General features: G+C 65.5%; 20 protein-coding genes. 14 read left to right on the top strand and 6 right to left on the bottom strand.

What is annotated here, in order from left to right:
- Window positions 1-132: 132 nt before the first annotated feature.
- Window positions 133-477 (bottom strand): GntR family transcriptional regulator, encoded by a 345-nt coding sequence (locus K7W03_RS19685; protein ID WP_048578265.1) that lies wholly within the window; start codon window positions 475-477, stop codon window positions 133-135.
- 72 nt (window positions 478-549) lie between these two features.
- Window positions 550-1128 carry a nitroreductase gene (locus K7W03_RS19680; protein ID WP_222887135.1) on the bottom strand — a complete coding sequence of 193 codons (579 nt, stop codon included), beginning with the start codon at window positions 1126-1128 and terminating at the stop codon, window positions 550-552.
- Window positions 1129-1266: 138 nt separating this feature from the next.
- On the opposite strand from K7W03_RS19680, the gene K7W03_RS19675 reads away from it, so the two are divergent.
- Window positions 1267-2787: a peptide MFS transporter gene (locus tag K7W03_RS19675; RefSeq protein ID WP_140042150.1), complete on the top strand. Its 1521-nt coding sequence runs from the start codon at window positions 1267-1269 to the stop codon at window positions 2785-2787.
- A gap of 6 nt (window positions 2788-2793) precedes the next feature.
- Here K7W03_RS19675 and K7W03_RS19670 read toward each other — a convergent pair whose 3' ends face one another.
- Window positions 2794-3264 carry an SH3 domain-containing protein gene (locus K7W03_RS19670; RefSeq protein ID WP_061935501.1) on the bottom strand — a complete coding sequence of 157 codons (471 nt, stop codon included), beginning with the start codon at window positions 3262-3264 and terminating at the stop codon, window positions 2794-2796.
- Between the two features lie 118 nt (window positions 3265-3382).
- Here K7W03_RS19670 and K7W03_RS19665 point away from each other — a divergent pair, with 118 nt between their 5' ends.
- Window positions 3383-4381 (top strand): 2-hydroxyacid dehydrogenase, encoded by a 999-nt coding sequence (locus K7W03_RS19665; RefSeq protein WP_044662526.1) that lies wholly within the window; start codon window positions 3383-3385, stop codon window positions 4379-4381.
- 275 nt (window positions 4382-4656) lie between these two features.
- Here K7W03_RS19665 and copD read toward each other — a convergent pair whose 3' ends face one another.
- A complete protein-coding gene (copD, locus tag K7W03_RS19660; protein WP_222887133.1) occupies window positions 4657-5505 on the bottom strand; it encodes a copper homeostasis membrane protein CopD in 849 nt (282 codons plus the stop codon).
- 5 nt (window positions 5506-5510) lie between these two features.
- Complete coding sequence (copC, locus tag K7W03_RS19655) at window positions 5511-5903, bottom strand: copper homeostasis periplasmic binding protein CopC (protein WP_044662524.1); 393 nt, start codon at window positions 5901-5903, stop codon at window positions 5511-5513.
- Window positions 5904-6104: 201 nt separating this feature from the next.
- Between copC and K7W03_RS19650 the strand changes: the two genes are divergently transcribed.
- The 7 genes from K7W03_RS19650 (at window position 6105) to K7W03_RS19620 (ending at window position 10612) form a co-directional block, all read left to right on the top strand.
- Window positions 6105-6383, top strand: coding sequence for a hypothetical protein (locus tag K7W03_RS19650; protein WP_222887132.1), 279 nt, complete (start codon window positions 6105-6107; stop codon window positions 6381-6383).
- Window positions 6384-6403: 20 nt separating this feature from the next.
- Window positions 6404-6859, top strand: coding sequence for a periplasmic heavy metal sensor (locus K7W03_RS19645; protein WP_025551831.1), 456 nt, complete (start codon window positions 6404-6406; stop codon window positions 6857-6859).
- Window positions 6856-7437: an RNA polymerase sigma factor gene (locus K7W03_RS19640; RefSeq protein ID WP_025551829.1), complete on the top strand. Its 582-nt coding sequence runs from the start codon at window positions 6856-6858 to the stop codon at window positions 7435-7437. The genes K7W03_RS19645 and K7W03_RS19640 overlap by 4 nt, the downstream gene beginning before the upstream one ends.
- 30 nt (window positions 7438-7467) lie before the next feature.
- Window positions 7468-9228 (top strand): copper resistance system multicopper oxidase, encoded by a 1761-nt coding sequence (locus K7W03_RS19635; RefSeq protein WP_222887131.1) that lies wholly within the window; start codon window positions 7468-7470, stop codon window positions 9226-9228.
- A complete protein-coding gene (locus tag K7W03_RS19630; protein WP_222887130.1) occupies window positions 9225-10139 on the top strand; it encodes a copper resistance protein B in 915 nt (304 codons plus the stop codon). Before K7W03_RS19635 ends, K7W03_RS19630 begins: the two co-directional genes overlap by 4 nt.
- A 77-nt stretch (window positions 10140-10216) precedes the next feature.
- Window positions 10217-10405, top strand: a complete 189-nt coding sequence (locus K7W03_RS19625; RefSeq protein ID WP_025551823.1) for a DUF1328 domain-containing protein — start codon at window positions 10217-10219, stop codon at window positions 10403-10405.
- Between the two features lie 3 nt (window positions 10406-10408).
- The gene (locus K7W03_RS19620) at window positions 10409-10612 is read left to right on the top strand and encodes a DUF5818 domain-containing protein (RefSeq protein WP_044662521.1); all 204 of its coding nucleotides are present in this window, start codon (window positions 10409-10411) and stop codon (window positions 10610-10612) included.
- A gap of 21 nt (window positions 10613-10633) precedes the next feature.
- On the opposite strand, the gene K7W03_RS19615 is transcribed toward K7W03_RS19620, so the two are convergent.
- Entirely contained in the window at window positions 10634-10900 is a 267-nt protein-coding gene (locus tag K7W03_RS19615) for a hypothetical protein (RefSeq protein WP_044662520.1), read from the bottom strand.
- 415 nt (window positions 10901-11315) lie between these two features.
- On the opposite strand from K7W03_RS19615, the gene acnA reads away from it, so the two are divergent.
- The 5 genes from acnA (at window position 11316) to K7W03_RS19590 (ending at window position 17016) form a co-directional block, all read left to right on the top strand.
- On the top strand, window positions 11316-13985 hold the full coding sequence (acnA, locus tag K7W03_RS19610; RefSeq protein WP_025551821.1) for an aconitate hydratase AcnA: 2670 nt from the start codon (window positions 11316-11318) through the stop codon (window positions 13983-13985).
- 228 nt (window positions 13986-14213) lie between these two features.
- Window positions 14214-14552, top strand: a complete 339-nt coding sequence (locus tag K7W03_RS19605) for a hypothetical protein (protein ID WP_222887129.1) — start codon at window positions 14214-14216, stop codon at window positions 14550-14552.
- A 38-nt stretch (window positions 14553-14590) separates the two neighbouring features.
- Window positions 14591-15256, top strand: coding sequence for a response regulator transcription factor (locus tag K7W03_RS19600; RefSeq protein WP_044662519.1), 666 nt, complete (start codon window positions 14591-14593; stop codon window positions 15254-15256).
- 102 nt (window positions 15257-15358) lie between these two features.
- On the top strand, window positions 15359-16663 hold the full coding sequence (locus tag K7W03_RS19595; protein WP_044662518.1) for a sensor histidine kinase: 1305 nt from the start codon (window positions 15359-15361) through the stop codon (window positions 16661-16663).
- On the top strand, window positions 16663-17016 hold the full coding sequence (locus K7W03_RS19590; protein WP_222887128.1) for a YbaN family protein: 354 nt from the start codon (window positions 16663-16665) through the stop codon (window positions 17014-17016). The genes K7W03_RS19595 and K7W03_RS19590 overlap by 1 nt, the downstream gene beginning before the upstream one ends.
- The last annotated feature ends 116 nt before the right edge of the window (window positions 17017-17132 follow it).

Here is a 17132-nt window from a genome sequence, read left to right as displayed (position 1 = left end):
ATTCAGGTCATTCCCCCTCCCGCCTGCGGGAGGGGGAATGACCTGAATCCACCCAAATCAGCCAGCCCGGCGGCTCACGAACTTATCACGTCACCCGCACCCACTGCACTCATGGAAAAACGCAGCGCAATCCTAGGCTCGTTGCAAATCCAGATCCGCCGCGTTGATTCCCAGCCTCCTGATCTGATCCGCCACAGGCGGCCATACGGTCTCCATGAAGCGCGCCCGTTCCATTTCCCGCAACCGCCGCGTCGCGCCGTCGGCGACGAACATGCCGACGCCGCGCTTCACCACGATCAGTCCATCGTCCTGAAAGCATTGATAGGCCTTCGCTACCGTCAGCGGATTGGCGCCCTGCTGCGCGGCCAGGGCGCGCACGGAAGGCAGCATGTCCCCGTCGCGAAATTCCCCGTCCAGAATAGAAGCGGCGATGATCTCCCGAAGGCGGAGATAGACGGGTTTTGAGTCGTCGGCCATGGTGCATCAGTGCCATAATACAGCGTGGCAGGTCAAGCGACGCCCTTGCGCCATATCCGGTTGAGCGTGTAACTATCTGTCCCAGACAGAAACTATATTGTCATATTCTGGCCGAGGACGCTCTTCCTGTTCCCGTCCCGCAGTGCCGATGAAGATGAAGCCCGCGATCCGTTCCCCGGCTTTCGCAAAGGCCGCGCGCACATCCTCATTATAGCTGGGCCAGCCCGTCAGCCAGCCCGCCGCAAAGCCCAGCGCATGCGCTGCATGGAGCAGATTCATGATCGCCGCGCCCGCCGACAGTTCCTGTTCCCACACTGGAATCTTGCTACCCTCCACCGGCGCGGACAGCGCGACGACCAGCGTGGGCGCCTGATGCGCGAACTGGCGCATTGACTCCATCTCCAGCCGCCCGGCATCGGGCTTTTCGGCGCGATACGCCGTCTCGAGCAATGCCGCGAGAGCGTCCCGCTTGTCCAGCGGCACGATCACGAAGCGCCAGGGCGCCAGCTTGCCATGATCGGGCGTGCGCTGCGCCACCTCCAATATCGTGCGGAGCTGGCCTTCGTCCGGTCCCGGCGCGATCAGGTCGCGGGGCTTGCCCGATCGGCGGGTCTGGAGAAGCGAGAGCGGAGAACTGCGGTCGTTGAACATGGCCGTCCAGATGGCCCGGCGGCGGGCAGGACGCAAGGGCAGGGCCGCTCTTTGACAGACGAATAATTTCGGTTCTAGGCTGGCGGCGACAAGGGATGCGTTTCGCAGGGCCCGCAACAAGATAGGATAAGGGGCCGGATGGCGACCTCCATTTCAACGCCCGCCGGGGCAGGAGCGGGCAGGACCTGGCTCGGCCATCCGCGTGGGCTGTTCCTGCTGTTCTTCGTGGAGATGTGGGAACGCTTCTCCTTCTACGGCATGCGTGCGCTGCTGATCTTCTATCTGACGCAGCATTTCCTCTTTTCCGATCGCGACGCCAGCTACGCCTATGGCGCCTATATGTCGCTGATCTACATCTCGCCGCTGATGGGCGGCTATCTGGCGGACCGCTATCTCGGCCAGCGCAAGGCCGTGCTGTTCGGCGGTGTCGTCATCGCCGCCGGGCACATCATCCTGGGCATGGAAAGCGACGATGCGGGGACCATGGGCCTTGGCCTGTTCTGGCTCGGCCTGGCGACGGTGATCACGGGTACGGGCTTCCTCAAATCCAGCGTTTCGGCACTGGTGGGGCAGCTCTATCCGCGCGACGACATGCGACGCGACCCGGCCTATACGATCTTCTACATGGGCATCAACCTGGGTGCGACAATAGGCCCGGTCATCTGCGGCTATCTGGGCCAGACATGGGGCTGGCACTGGGGCTTCGGCGCGGCGTCGGTCGGCATGATCGCGGGCGTGATCGGCTTCATGCTGTGCAGGCCGTTGCTCCAGGGCAAGGGCGAGCCGCGCGATCCCGAACGCCTCAGGCAGCGTGTCGGCGGCATCCTCAGCCGCGAATGGCTGGTCTATCTTTCCAGCCTGGCGTTCATCGCGCTGTGCTGGTTCCTGATCCAGAATCATGTGATCGTCGGCTGGATGCTGGCGGCGGCAAGCGTCGCCGTCGTGCTGTACATCCTCTGGGAAGCGTTCGGCCGGATGGAGCGGATCGGCCGTGACCGGATGCTGGCGGCGCTGTTCCTGCTGGTCATCAACCCGCTTTTCTGGGGCCTGTACGAACAGACGGGATCGTCGCTCAGCCTGTTCACAGATCGCTATACGGACCGGAACATCTGGGGCTTCAACGTGCCTGCCTCCATGTTCCAGTCCGTCAACGCCGCCTATATATTGATGTTCGGACCGGTGATGGCGGGCTTGTGGATCTGGCTGGCGAAGCGGGGGTGGGAACCCTCCACTCCTGCCAAGTTCGGCATTGCGCTGGCGCTGGTGGGCGCGGGCTTCCTGATCCTGGTGGCGGGGACCGGCGCGCCCGGCACGCTGACGCCGGTGCTGTTCATCTTCCTGCTCTATCTTTGCCACACGCTGGGCGAACTCTGCCTGTCCCCTGTCGGCCTGTCCGCCATGTCGAAACTGGCGCCGTCGCGGATGATCGGCCTGATGATGGGCATCTGGTTCCTGGCCATGGCGCTGGGCGAATATGCCGCCGGGCTGATTGCGGCGGCGACGGGCGGAGAGGGCGGCGCGGCCTCCCGCGGCGATGTGCTGGCGGTCTATGGCAGGATCGGCTGGTGGTCGGTCGGCGCGGGGCTGGTCGTCATGGCGCTGGCGCCGCTGGTGAAGCGGCTGATGCACGCCGACCGGTTCGACGAAGAGGGCGAATGAGCGGCGCTACCCCGTCGCGCCCCATATGTCGCTGGCGCGGATGAAGCCCTTCTGCCCCCCTACGTCGAAGGCGCACCAGCCCTTGCCGCAGGAGGAAAGCCGCCCCACCACGCCCTTCTGCGCGCGGAACAGGGCGCGGGCGTCCTCGCTGGGGGAATCGCGCATCGGAGCGATGTCCGCCGTGACGATGGCGGTGGGGGTGTCGCTCAGCAGGCGGACATGCATCCACCCCTGCGTGCCGGTCGAATCCTCCACCTTGCGCCACAGGCCCAGCACCTGCACCACCTTCACCGGCAGGTCACGGCGGCGATAGACCCAGTTGGACGGGTAATCCAGGCTGGGGCCCACGCGCATGCGCGCCTCGGCCTGGGTCAGCGACGCCCAATAGGGCACCGGCTTCGCAGGCGCGGCCCATGCCCCGCCCGCCCAGCACAGCGCCGCGACCATGCCCGCGCCCAGATAGCCCTTCATGCCCATATCGTCCCCATTGCCTGACTGCCGGACCATAGCCGCTCGCGGCCATGACCGACAACCGCTCTCTTGCGGATATGGATAAGCGCTTGACCATCGTCCTCACGGGGAATAGCGGCCAGACATGGCCAAGAAACCGCGCCCCGCCACGCCGCGCGTCATCGTTACGCGCCGCCTGCCTCCCAATGTCGAGGCGCGCATGGCCGATCTGTTCGATACGGTCTTCAACATCGGTGACGTGCCGATGGATCGCGCCGCGCTGACCCGCGCCATGGCGCAATGCGACGTGCTGGTGCCGTCCGTCACCGACCAGATCGACGCCGCGCTGATCGAAGCCGCGCCGGAGAGGCTGCAACTCATCGCCAGCTTCGGCAGCGGCGTCGACCATATCGACCTCAATGCCGCGCGGCAGAAGGGGATCATCGTCACCAACACGCCCGGCGTGCTGACCGAAGACACCGCCGACATGACGATGGCGTTGATCCTGTCGGTGCCGCGCCGCCTGGCGGAGGGGGAGAAGCTGGTGCGCTCTGGCGCGTGGACCGGCTGGAGCCCGTCGGGCATGCTGGGGCACCGCATCGGCGGCAAGAAGCTGGGCATCATCGGCATGGGCCGCATCGGCCGTGCGGTCGCGCGCCGGGCGGCGGCCTTCGGCCTTTCCATCGCCTATCACAACCGCCACCGCCTTCCCTTCGAAGTGGAGCAGGAATTGCAGGCGCACTGGCATGGCGATCTGGAGTCTCTGCTGGCGGGCAGCGACATCGTGTCGATCCACTGTCCGCTCAACGCCGACAGCCGCGGGATGATCGACGCCCGGCGGATCGCGCTGATGCGGTCCGACGCCTATCTGATCAACACCTCGCGAGCCGAGATCACGGATGAACCGGCCTTGATCGGGGCGCTTGCGGAAGGACGGATCGCAGGGGCGGGGCTGGACGTCTATACGCATGAACCGGCGGTCGACGCGCGGTTGCTGGACCTCTCTAATGTGGTGCTGCTGCCGCATATGGGGTCCGCGACAATCGAAGGGCGCGACGCCACCGGGGCACGGGTGATCGCCAATATCCGCAGTTGGGTCGACGGCCACCGGCCGCCCAATCAGGTGCTGGAAGGTTGGGTCTGAAGCGATCGCCGGTGCGATGGGGAAATGGGTGGTAATCTGACGCCACTTTATCCCTCTCCCATGAGGGAGAGGTCTGCGCAGACTTGGCAGCTTGCTGCCTTAGTCGCAGCTGGGTGAGGGGGTTGCGATCCAACGGATTGCGCGGACCGCAGGCCCGCTTCCCTCCTCTAAATCAGCCCAGGCTCCTTCGTCGCCAAGGCTTCCCATCCTCCTCCCTCAAGGAAAAGGAAGGTCTTGAAATCGCCAATCCCAATCCTCCCCTCATCACCCACATTTCAAGCCAGTGGATCCAGGGTCCCAAGCGCCGCGACCAGTCCCAGGATGAGGACCGCTAGGCTGGTTTCCGCCAGCAGCGACAGGCGCAGATGGGCAACGCCTCCATTCCTCTCCAGCATCGGCGTCAACCACCAGCGATTGGCGGCGGCGAGCAGCAGCATGCCGGCGAACAGCGCCAGCTTGGTGAGAAGCAGCCAGCCATAAAGGCCATGCAGAAGCGCGGGCAGTTGGGCTATCCCGACGATCATCACTGCGTTGAATGCGCCGGTCAGGATCAGCGTCGCGACGAAGATCGTGCCGAACAGGGAGAAACGCTCCAGCATATGGGCGGTTCGTCCGCTCTCCCTTCCCGACAGCACGGCATGCAGCAAGGCCAGCAGCGCACCGAACCATCCGGCGGCGGCCAGCACATGCAGCGCGTCCGCGATGCGGTGGGCGCTGCCGGCAAGGCCTTCGCTGGCGGCGGCATGGCCCGACCAGGCCAGGGTCGCGGCGGCGATGGCGGCGGGCAGGGCCAGGGCGGCGTTCCATCCGGCGCCCTGCCGGAGCAGCAGCGGCAGGATCGACAGCAGCGCGACGGCCCGCACCGCCAGCACCATGCCAAGCGGCGTTTCCTTGAGCAATATCCCGGCGACGCCCCAGTCGGGGGGCAGGAACGGGGTTCCCGCCATGGCCGCCGTGCTGGCGAGCAGCCACAGGGCGGAGAGCGCAAGCCCGGCCACCGCCAGCGCGCCGATCGCCCCGCGCCGCGCGCTTCCGCCCATGCTCCACCAGAACAGCGGCAGGCCGGCGAGCGCTGCAAGATCGGCGTACAGGGCGAAACGGGCAGTGACGAGAAGCCAGTCCATCGACCTTATTTGACCGAGAAGCTGTATTTGCCCGCGATCTTGTGCTGGTCGGCGCCGACGATGTGCCAGTTTAGGTCGTAGCTGCCGGCCGGCAGCGCCCGGGGCAGGGTGACGATCATGGTCTTCCCGTCCCCGTCGACCGCTGTCTTGAAGCCCTTGATCGGCATCGGCGCATGATCGGCCATGCCCGGCATGCCGGTCATGGTGAGGTCCACGCCGCTCAAGGGCGCGAGCAGCTTTTCGGAAAAGCTGAGCGTCAGCCGGGTGGGTTTGGAGACGGTGGCGTCCGCCGCCGGGCTGGAGGAAAGCAGCTTCGGATGCGCCAGCGCTGCGGAGGGGAGGGCGGCAAGGCCGAAGGCGGCGGCCAGCATGGCGGGGGTGAACAGGTTGCGACGCATGATGATAGGCTCCCGATCGATTGCGGTTACGGACCATTACGCATTGCGCTTTCCGACCCCTCGACCGGAGCGCAGGAATTTTTGCATGAGGGGTCGGTAAGCGCCCTGCGTATTGCAGGCGACAGGACATGGTGTTTGTGGTGATTTCCGGCGTGGCGGATGATGCCCGCCGGCTTGAAGCCGCTATGTGGAGTGAAAGTGATGAGCGACCTCGATCAGCTATTGGGCCAGGTGGCCGCCCAGATGCGGAACGCCGCCGCCGATCCGCGTCTGGAAAGGCTGGAGGACGCCGTGATGGCAGGCGTCGTCTCACGCCGCGAACGGGCCGTGGCGCGGCGCAGCCTCGCGCTGGCGGGGATCGTCGCGATCGGCATCGGGTGGATCGGCAGCGTGGTGCCCGGCAGCCCGGCGCAGGCGGCGTCCCGGCCCGCCGTCATCGGCATGTCGGATTACGCACCCTCCCGCCTGCTGGGGCAGTGAGTCATGCAGGGGGCAAGGGCATGAGGGGAACCGCACGCTATGGGCTGGTCGCGCTGGTCGCCTTTGCAGCGGCGCTGGCGGCGGTGCTGGTGGCGCGGGCCTGGATCGCGCCGGAACCGCGCGTCGAAAGCGAGGTTCATGCCCTGATCCACCAGAAGCTGGAACTGGATGCGGCGCAGGAACGGCGCATTCACGCGCTGGAGGCGGATTTCGCGAGGCGGCGCGAGGCCATGGAGGCGGAGATGCGCGCCGACAATGCGCGACTGGCGCAGGCGATCGCGGCGGAGCATGGCTATGGCCCGAAAGTGGCCGAGGCCGTCGACCGGTCGCATCACGTCATGGGCATGCTTCAGAAGGAGACGCTGAAGCATATCTTCGCGATGCGCGCCGTGCTGCGGCCGGATCAGGCGGCGCAGTTCGACGCGGCCATCGTCAAGGCGCTGACCCGGCCAGCCCCCGTCCCGCCGGAGCGGTGAGCCCGTCGCTCACCGAACGCGGCGATGCGGAGCTGGCCGCGCTGGCGCTTGCCGGGCAGCAGAGCGCCTATGGCGAGCTGATGCGCCGCCATCGCGACGCCGTGTTCCGTCTGGCGCGGGGACATGCGGGCGATGCGACGGAGGCGCTCGACATCACGCAGGAGACGTTCATCTCCGCCTTCGCCGCGCTTGGCCGCTATGATGGCGCGCGGCCCTTCCGGCTGTGGATCGCGCGGATCGCGGTGAATAAATGCCGTGACTGGGCGCGGCGGCGGGCGGTGCGGCGCTTCTTCACCTTCGCCCGGCCGATCGAGGAAGCAGGCGCCGTGGCGGATGGCATGCCGACGCCGGAGGAGGCTGTCCAGTCCCGGGCGGAGCTGGCGCATATCCATGCAGCCATCGCCGCATTGCCCGGCAATCTCAAGGACGTGCTGGTTCTGCGCGCCATCGAGGGAATGAGCCAGGCGGAGGCGGCGCAGATATTGGGCATCAGCGAGAAAGCCGTCGAAACACGCCTCTACAGGGCGCGCAACAAATTGGCCGAAGGATTGAGGGATGGGGCGACGGGCCGCGTATAGGGGGAAACCGTCCTTATTGCAGAGCTGTCCATGCCCTTCACCCTTCCCGATGTCGATCGCCGCACCCTCGTCCGCAATCTGGGCGGCCTGGGCGGCGCGCTGGCGCTGAGCCGGGTTTTCCCCACCTGGGCGCGGAGCGGAACGGCCGGCCTGACCCCGGCCCCAGCCCCGGAAGTGCTGAGCGGCGAGGCCATCGCCCTGACCGTGGCGGAGGGGCATTTTTCGACCGGCGGGCGTTCGGCGCACGCGGTGATGATCAACGGCACGCTGCCCGCGCCGCTCATCCGCCTCAAGGAAGGGCAGAATGTCCGCCTGTCCGTCACCAACCGGCTGCGGGAGGATACGTCGATCCACTGGCACGGCCTGATCGTGCCCTTCCAGATGGACGGGGTGCCGGGGATCAGCTTTCCCGGCATCCGCCCCGGCGAGACCTTCACCTATGAATTCCCCATCCGGCAGTCCGGGACCTACTGGTATCACAGCCATTCCGGCATGCAGGAGGCCGTCGGCCATTATGGGCCGATCGTGATCGATCCGGCGGGCGCCGATCCGGTGGACGCCACGCGCGAGCATGTCGTCATCCTGTCCGACTGGAGCCCGGTCCACCCGCACGTCCTGCTGAAGCGCCTCAAACAGATGGGCGGCTATTTCAACATGCAGAAGCAGACCTTGGCGGGGCTGCTGGCCGGGAAGGACCAGAACGCGAAGGAGCGCATGGAATGGGGCGCCATGCGGATGGACCCGACCGACATATCCGACATCACCGGATCGACCTACAGCTTTCTGGTGAACGGCCATGGCACGGCGGAGAACTGGACTGGCATCTTCACGCCGGGCGAGCGGGTGCGGCTGCGCATCATCAATGCGGCGGCCATGACCAACTTCAACCTGCGGCTGCCGGGCCTGCCGATGACGGTGGTGCAGTGCGACGGCCAGCATGTGCAGCCGGTCGAGACCGACGAGTTCCAGATCGGCATCGCGGAAACCTATGATGTGGTGGTGCAGCCCGGGGAAGCGAAGCCCTACGCTCTGATCGCGGAAGCGATAGACCGATCGGGCCTCGTTCGGGCGACCCTGGCGCCGCGCATGGGCCTTGCGGCGGAGGTGCCGCCGCTGCGCGCCCGACCGCTGCTGGACATGAAGGACATGGGCATGGACATGTCCGGAATGGACATGGGGCAGGGCGGAGTCATCGATCTCAGCCAGCCCGCCAATGAAGGCATGGCCGGCCATTCGATGAAGATGCGCGACAGGTCGGTGGCGCCGCAGGTGAAGATGGGGCCCGGCGTCGCGACGCTCTCGCCCATGCCGGCCGACAGGACCGCCGACCGCCCGACGGGGCTGGAGACCGTCGACCATCGCGTGCTGACCTATGCCGATCTCAAATCGCTGACGCCCCATGCGGACAGGCGTCCGCCGACCCGGACGCTCGACATCCACCTGACCGCGAACATGGAGCGCTATATGTGGTCCTTCGACGGGGTGAAGCTGTCGGATGGGGCGGACCCTATTCCCTTCCGCCATGGGGAGCGGGTGCGCGTCAACCTGATCAACGACACGATGATGCCGCACCCGATCCATCTGCATGGCCATTTCTTCGAACTGGTGACCGGCGCGGGCGACCATAATCCGCTCAAGCACACGGTGAACGTGCTGCCGGGGGGAAAGGTGAGTTTCGACCTTACCGCCGACGCGCTGGGCGATTGGGCCTTTCACTGCCATATGCTGATGCACATGCACACGGGGATGATGCGCGTCGTGACCGTGCGGCACGCGGGGGACGCGGCATGAAGGCGCCGGTTTGCCTGGCCGCGCTGCTGCTCGCTTCCGCCGCCTTGCCGGTCTGGGCGCAGGATCATGGCGGGATGGACCACGGCGCCATGCAGCAGGAGGATCATTCCGACCATCCGCCTGCCGGGGACGCCCATGCCGGTCACGGCCAGCCCGCGCCCGATGACGGCGTACCCGAAGGGGTGGCCCCTCCCATGCCGTCCGATCATGCCTCGGAAGCCTTTTACAACCCCGCCGAAATGGCGCGCGCCCGTGCCGCCATGCTCAAGGAAAGCGGCGGCATGACCTTCTCCCGGCTGATGCTCGACCGGCTCGAATATCGCATGGGCAGGGGCGCCGACGGCTATCATTGGGAAGGGGAGGGCTGGATAGGCGGCGACATCGACCGTTTCGCCTTCAAGACCGAAGGAGAGGGCGAATTCGGCGGCCCGCTGGAAAGCGCGGAGGTGCAGGCGCTTTACAGCCACGCCATCGATCCCTGGTTCAACCTGGAAGCCGGCGTCCGCCACGACATTCGCCCCGATCCGCAGCGGACCTATGCGGTGGTGGGGATAGAGGGCCTCGCCCCCTATTGGTTCGAGGTCGGCGCGCAGGCCTTTCTGTCCGACAAGGGCGACGCGCATCTGCGGCTGGAGGGCAGCTACGACCAGCGCATTACCCAGCGCCTGATCCTGCAACCGGCGGTGGAGATCAACCTCGCGGCGCAGGACGTGCCGGAACTCGGCATCGGTTCGGGTCTTTCCGACATCGAGTTGGGATTGCGCCTGCGCTATGAATTCGCGCGTGAATTCGCGCCCTATGTCGGGGTCAACTGGGAACGCAAGCTGGGCGACACCGCCCGCTTCACCCGGCGGTATGGAGAGCGGGCTTCAACGACCAGCCTGGTGATGGGCGTGCGCTTCTGGTTCTGATCGCCTGACCGCGGTCAGGAACCGGCGGTCCCGCCATCCGTTGGAAGGAGCAGGTCTTTCACCGGAAGGAGTGTCGCATGATCCGTCTGGCCATTATTTCGCTCGTGATCGCCGCCGTGCTCGCCATATTGGGCTTCGGCGGCGCGGCGGGCGCCTTCGTGGGTATCGCGAAGTTCCTGTTCGTGCTGGCGATCGCACTGTTCGTCATCTTCCTCGTCCTTGGCCTGATGGCTGGCAAGGGGATCAAGAACGCGATAGACCGATGACCCATGACGGAGATCGGTGCTGGAGTGGATGAAACCGGGCGGCTGGTCCGCGACGAGGCGGGTTTTCTGCTCCAGCGCGATCTGGGCGGCAGTTTCCGCCTGGTGTTGCTGCGGGTGCCCGTCGACCATGTGGAAAAGCGGGTGCGGGTTCAGGGCTATTATGCCGGCGACGGCATAGTGGAGGTGGAGGGGGTGGCCGCGGCCTGACGGCGCGCAGCCCTCCTCCGATCAGGGATTGATCGAGTCGCGCGGATCGCCGGAAGCCATGACGTCATGCGTGCTGACGAAACGGGCGCAGGCTCCGAAACCACGGTTGTTCTCCAGGGGCAGGGCGGTTTCGCAATAGGCGCATTCGGCCATCAGCCGGCCGACCATCCACTGGCTGCGGCCGCAACTGGGGCAGTGATTGGCTTCCCCCGGATGATAGTGGATGATGTAACCCCTTAAGGCCGGGTCGAAAGACTTGCCGGTCGCGAGGCTGGAAACTGGGCGCATCGTCTCTTCCTCCTCAGACATATATCTCGGCATCGACGTAAAATTCGGAAATTTCCCCCGAGCTTCACATCAGCATTGATGCAACGACGAACGTCAGAGCGAGCGACCCTTTATCATCTCTGCAAAGCCCGCTCCTTGCACCAGAACGCGGCTGCAACCCAATGTATCCCGCCCCGGAGGACCGCGTCTACAAGAAAGATTATCGAGGACCGTCCCATTTTCGCGCCTTCGCATTTGACTTGAGGCGCGCAGGCGCTATGGCGGCGCGCATCGGGACATATCCGCTTCGGCCGTGAGTTGGGGCGCATCCCGCCACCTTGCCGTCCGGTCTTTTTTCGCCGTCCGGCGAGCCTCTGGTGGAATAGCGTCATCCTGCCTGCTCCTGGCCGGGCAACTGCGAGGAGACGCACGACTCATGACCGCCATCGGACAGGACACACTCGGCACGCGCGACACTTTGAAGGTCGGCGGCAAGGACATCGCCTATTATTCGCTGAAGAAGGCCGCCGCGAAGCTTGGAGACGTTTCGCGCCTGCCTTTCTCGATGAAGGTGCTGCTGGAGAACCTGCTCCGTTTCGAGGACGGCGTCACCGTCACCACCGACGACATCCAGGCGATCGTCGACTGGCAGAATGACAAGGGCAAGGCGGAGCGGGAGATCCAGTATCGCCCCGCCCGCGTGCTGATGCAGGACTTCACTGGCGTCCCCTGCGTGGTCGACCTGGCCGCCATGCGCGACGCGATGACCGCGCTGGGCGCCGACGCCGGCAAGATCAACCCGCAGGTTCCCGTCCACCTCGTCATCGACCACTCGGTCATGGTCGATGAATTCGGCACGCCCAAGGCGTTCGAACAGAATGTGGAAATCGAATATCAGCGCAATATGGAGCGCTACGACTTCCTGAAATGGGGTTCGAAGTCGCTCGCCAACTTCTACGCCGTGCCGCCGGGCACCGGCATCTGCCATCAGGTGAACCTGGAAAATATCGCGCAGGCCGTCTGGTCGAGCGAAGGCCCCGACGGCGTCACCGTCGCCTATCCCGACACCTGCGTCGGCACCGACAGCCACACCACCATGATCAACGGCCTGGGCGTGCTGGGCTGGGGCGTGGGCGGCATCGAGGCTGAGGCCGCGATGCTGGGCCAGCCCGTCTCCATGCTCATTCCCGAAGTCGTCGGCTTCCGCTTCACCGGCGAACTGAAGGAAGGCGTCACCGCCACCGACCTCGTCCTCACCTGCACCCAGATGCTGCGCGCCCGTGGCGTGGTCGGCCGCTTCGTCGAATATTTCGGCCCCGGCCTTGCCACCCTGTCGCTGGCCGACCGTGCGACGCTGGCCAACATGGCGCCGGAATATGGCGCGACCTGCGGCTTCTTCGGCATTGACGACAAGACGCTCGACTATATGCGCCTGACCGGCCGCACCGAAGAGAATATCGCCCTGGTCGAAGCCTATGCCAAGGAGCAGGGCTTCTGGATCGATCCGTCGGTCGAACCGGTCTTCACCGACACGCTGGAACTGGACCTCGGCACCGTCGTCCCCAGCCTCGCAGGGCCGAAGCGCCCGCAGGACCGCGTTTCGCTGCCGGAAGTGGACGATGTGTTCAACGCCGACATGGAAAAGGTCTACAAGAAGGCCCAGGCGCGCGTTCCGGTCGAGGGCAAGGATTTCGACATTGGCGACGGCGACGTCACCATCGCCGCGATCACCAGCTGCACCAACACCTCGAACCCCGGCGTCCTGGTCGCCGCGGGCCTCGTCGCCAAGAAGGCGAACGAACTGGGCCTGAAGCCCAAGCCCTGGGTCAAGACCTCGCTGGCGCCCGGCTCGCAGGTGGTCACCGACTATCTGGAAAAGGCAGGGCTTCAGTCGCATCTCGACGCCGTCGGCTTCAACCTCGTCGGCTATGGCTGCACCACCTGCATCGGCAACTCCGGCCCGCTGGCCGAGCCGATCAGCAAGGCGATCAACGAAAACGGCCTGGTCGCCGCCGCCGTCATCTCCGGCAACCGCAATTTCGAGGGCCGCGTGTCGCCCGACGTGCGCGCCAACTTCCTGGCCTCGCCGCCGCTGGTCGTCGCCTATGCGCTGAAGGGCACGGTGGTCGAAGACTTCATCACCACGCCGATCGGGACTGGCAAGGACGGTCAGCAGGTGTTCCTGAAGGACATCTGGCCGACCAACGACGAAGTGGCCTCGACCATGGCGGGCTGCATGGACCGCCAGATGTTCCAGGCGCGCTATGCCAATGTCTACAAGGGCGACGCCCACTGGCAGGCGATCGACGTCACCGGTTCGGACACCTATAGCTGGCGCGCCGGCTCTACCTATGTCGCCAACCCGCCCTATTTCGAGGGCCTGACCATGACCCCGAAGCCGGTCACCGACATCGTGGAAGCCAAGCCGCTGGCGATCTTCGGCGACTCGATCACCACCGACCACATCTCCCCGGCCGGTTCGATCAAGGCGACCAGCCCGGCGGGCAAGTGGCTGCAGGAGCGTCAGGTGGCGCAGGCCGACTTCAACAGCTACGGCGCGCGCCGCGGCCATCACGAGGTCATGATGCGCGGCACCTTCGCCAATATCCGCATCAAGAACCTGATGCTGGACGGCGTCGAGGGCGGCATGACCCGCTATGAAGGCGAAGTCATGCCGATCTACGACGCGGCGATGAAGCACAAGGCCGACGGCACCCCGCTGGTCGTCATCGGCGGCAAGGAATATGGCACCGGTTCGTCGCGCGACTGGGCGGCGAAGGGCACCAACCTGCTGGGCGTGCGCGCCGTCATCGTAGAGAGCTTCGAACGTATCCACCGTTCGAACCTGGTCGGCATGGGCGTGCTGCCGCTCCAGTTCAAGGACGGCCAGAACAAGGACACGTTCGGTCTGACCGGCGACGAAACCTTCACCATCCAGAATGTCGCCGGCCTGAAGCCGCGCCAGGATGTCGAAGTGATCGTGAAGCGCGCGGACGGTTCCACCTTCACCTTCACCGCGCTTTGCCGCATCGATACCGTCAACGAACTGGATTATTTCCTGAACGGCGGCATCCTCCAATATGTGCTGCGCAAGCTCGCCGCCTGACCGGCCAACGCATAAGGATGATGAAAAGGGCTCTCTCCATGAGGAGGGAGCCCTTTTCCTTTGGAGGCAAGGCCGAGATCGCAGGAGCCGCCGCATGGCCGCTATCAGGTCAATCCCCATCATCGACCGTGTCGGGCCCTGCGCGGGCAGGGCAGGGTGCGCCCCAGGAAGAGGGCGGCAGGCGGAACGCGCGCCACCCACCCTTCATCGTCATTCACCACCTGTTCAATGGCTCCCGGCTATGCCAAGGTCATGGAAATGAAGCGGTTCAGACTGATAGCAGGCCTGGGGGCCATGGCGGTGCTTTTCGCCGCGAATTCTTCCGCTTATGCCAGCAGCCAGCGCGATGAGCAGGATGCCGCGCGCCGCGCGATGCTGGACGGACAGGTCATGCCATTTTCCGTCATCAAGCGCCGGGTGGATGCCGCCATGGGCGGCGCCACCTATCTGGGCAGCGAATTCAACCCGTCCACCAATCGATACCGCCTGAAATATGTGAAGGACGGCAAGGTGCTATGGGTTGATGCGGACGGTCGCACGGGCGATATAATCGGCTGGGCGCGCTGACAGGCGCGCGTCGGGCATAACAACAGAAACGGGGCCATATGCGTCTGCTGATCGTCGAAGATGAACCTAGCCTCGGGCAACAGCTCCGCAACACGCTGGAAGGCGCGGGCTATGCCGTGGATCTGGCCGACGATGGCGAGGACGGGCATTTTCTGGGTGCGACCGAAAGCTATGACGCGGTCGTCCTGGATCTCGGCCTGCCCACCATCGACGGCCTTACCGTGCTGGACCGCTGGCGCAAGGAGGGACGCAGCTTCCCGGTGCTGGTGCTGACGGCGCGCGACAGCTGGTCAGACAAGGTGGCCGGGCTGGACGCGGGCGCCGACGATTATCTTGCCAAGCCTTTCCAGAGCGAGGAACTGATCGCCCGCCTGCGCGCGCTGATCCGCCGCGCATCGGGCAATGCGTCGAGCGAACTGACGGCGGGCGACGTAAGGCTGGATACGCGCTCGGGCAAGGTGACGCTGAAGGGCGAGCCGGTGAAGCTCACCGCGCAGGAATATAAGCTGCTGTCCTACCTCCTTCACCACAAGGGCAAGGTGGTGAGCCGCACCGAATTGATCGAGCATATCTACGATCAGGATTTCGACCGCGATTCCAATACGATCGAAGTGTTCGTGACCCGCATCCGCAAGAAGCTGGGCGCGGACGTCATCACGACGATCCGGGGCCTGGGCTACAGCCTGGATGAACCGGGGCGGTAATCGCTCATCTTCCGTTCGGGCTTCGGGCGAACGGAAACAAAGGCTTTTGCGTCTTTGACTGACCAGCCGCAAGTTAGCTCGACCGGATCGCTCAGCCGCCGCATGATCGGCATCGCGGCGCTGTGGATCAGCCTGCTGCTGCTGGGCGGCGGGCTGGCGCTGGATCGGGTGCTGTCCGACGCGATCACGCGCAATTTCGACGACGGCATGAACTATGTCCTGACCGCCATGATCGCGTCGGCCGAGATCGGGCCGGACGGAGAGGTGCTGTTCAACCGCGAGCCTGCCGACCAGCGTTTCCTGGAGCCCAATAGCGGCATCTATTACCAGATCAGCGGCAAGGGGCATGAGGATTGGCGGTCGCGTTCGCTGTGGGACCGGGCGCTGAAGGTCAATCCGGAGCATCATGACGACGCCCCGCACATCTACGACAGCAACCAGTTTCCGGGCGAAGACCTGCGCGTGATGGAACGCAGCATCATCCTGCCCGGATCGGACACGCGCTGGATGTTCATGGTGGCGCAGGCGCGCGAGGGACTGGACGCGCAGATCAAGACGCTGCGATCGACCCTGTTCGAGAGCTTTGCCCTGCTGGCGCTGGGGCTGATCGTGCTGGCGACGTTGCAGACCATTTACGGGCTGCGGCCGCTCCGCAAGGTGCGGCATGAAATCGTGCGGATGCGCGCGGGCGAAAAGAATCGCGTGACCGAGCCGATGCCCGCCGAGGTGCTGCCCATGGTCGAGGAACTGAACGCCCTGCTCGCCCATAATGAGCGGCAGGCGGAGGAAGCGCGGACCCATGCGGGCAATCTCGCCCATGCACTCAAGACGCCGCTGACCGTGATCATGAACGCCGCGACCGCACAATCGCCCGATCTGGGCGATACGGTCATCCGGGAAGCGACGACGATGCGGCGGCAGGTCGACCACCATCTGGCGCGGGCGCGCGCGGTCGGACGGCGCGGCGCGGCGCAGAGCCGGGCGGAAGTATGGGCCAGCCTGGATGCGGTGGAAAGGGCCGTCCAGCGGCTCTATCCCGAAGTCCGCATCGACATGGATGGCGACAAGGAAGCCGCCGTGCGGGTCGAACGGCAGGACCTGGACGAAATGCTGGGCAACCTGATCGAGAACGCCGCCAAATATGGCGGGGGCAGCGTGTTCGCGACCGTAGGGCGCAAGGGGGCGATGGTCGAAATCCTTGTGGAGGATGACGGCACGGGCATTCCGCAGGCAGACCGCACGCGCATTTTCGACCGGGGCGTAAGGCTGGATTCGGGGAAGCCGGGGACAGGCCTTGGCCTCGCCATCGTGCGGGACGTCGCGGAAATCTATGGGGGGTCCGTCGCGCTGGAGGAAAGCGACGATCTGGGCGGAGTTCTGGTCCGGCTGCGGCTGCCCGCGGCCTGATGCGGCGGCATCTCTATCTTGCCTGCGGTTTCCTGTCGCTTGGGCTGGGGGCGGTCGGAGCCTTCCTGCCGCTCCTGCCGACGGTGCCGTTCATGATCCTGGCGGCCTTCTGCTTCGCGCGGTCGAGCCCGGCGCTGGAGTCGCGCCTGCTGGAGCACCGCCATTTCGGTCCGCATATCCGGCATTGGCGGGAAAAGGGCGCGATCAGCCGGCGAGGAAAGAAGGCGGCGCTGGCGGCTTTTGCTTTCAGCATGGTGCTGGCGTTCATATTTTCGCCATTTCCGTGGTTCTTGGTCCCTGCGGCGGCCGCTGCGATCGGCGGGACATGGATATGGACGCGGCCCGAAGCTTGAAGCGCGACCTTTTCTGCGCAGAAAGCGGGCAGGCCGTTTTTCTTCCCCCGTTCGCCCTGAGCCCGTCAAACCTGTCCTGAGCGCCGGCCTTGCACGCAGTCGAAGGGCGCTTCAGC

The sequence above is a fragment of the Sphingobium sp. PNB genome (genome assembly GCF_019873065.1).
Classification (GTDB): Bacteria; Pseudomonadota; Alphaproteobacteria; order Sphingomonadales; family Sphingomonadaceae; genus Sphingobium; species Sphingobium fuliginis.
Note: the sequence above shows the minus strand (reverse complement) of the source record. Positions and strands in the feature narration are given on the sequence as shown.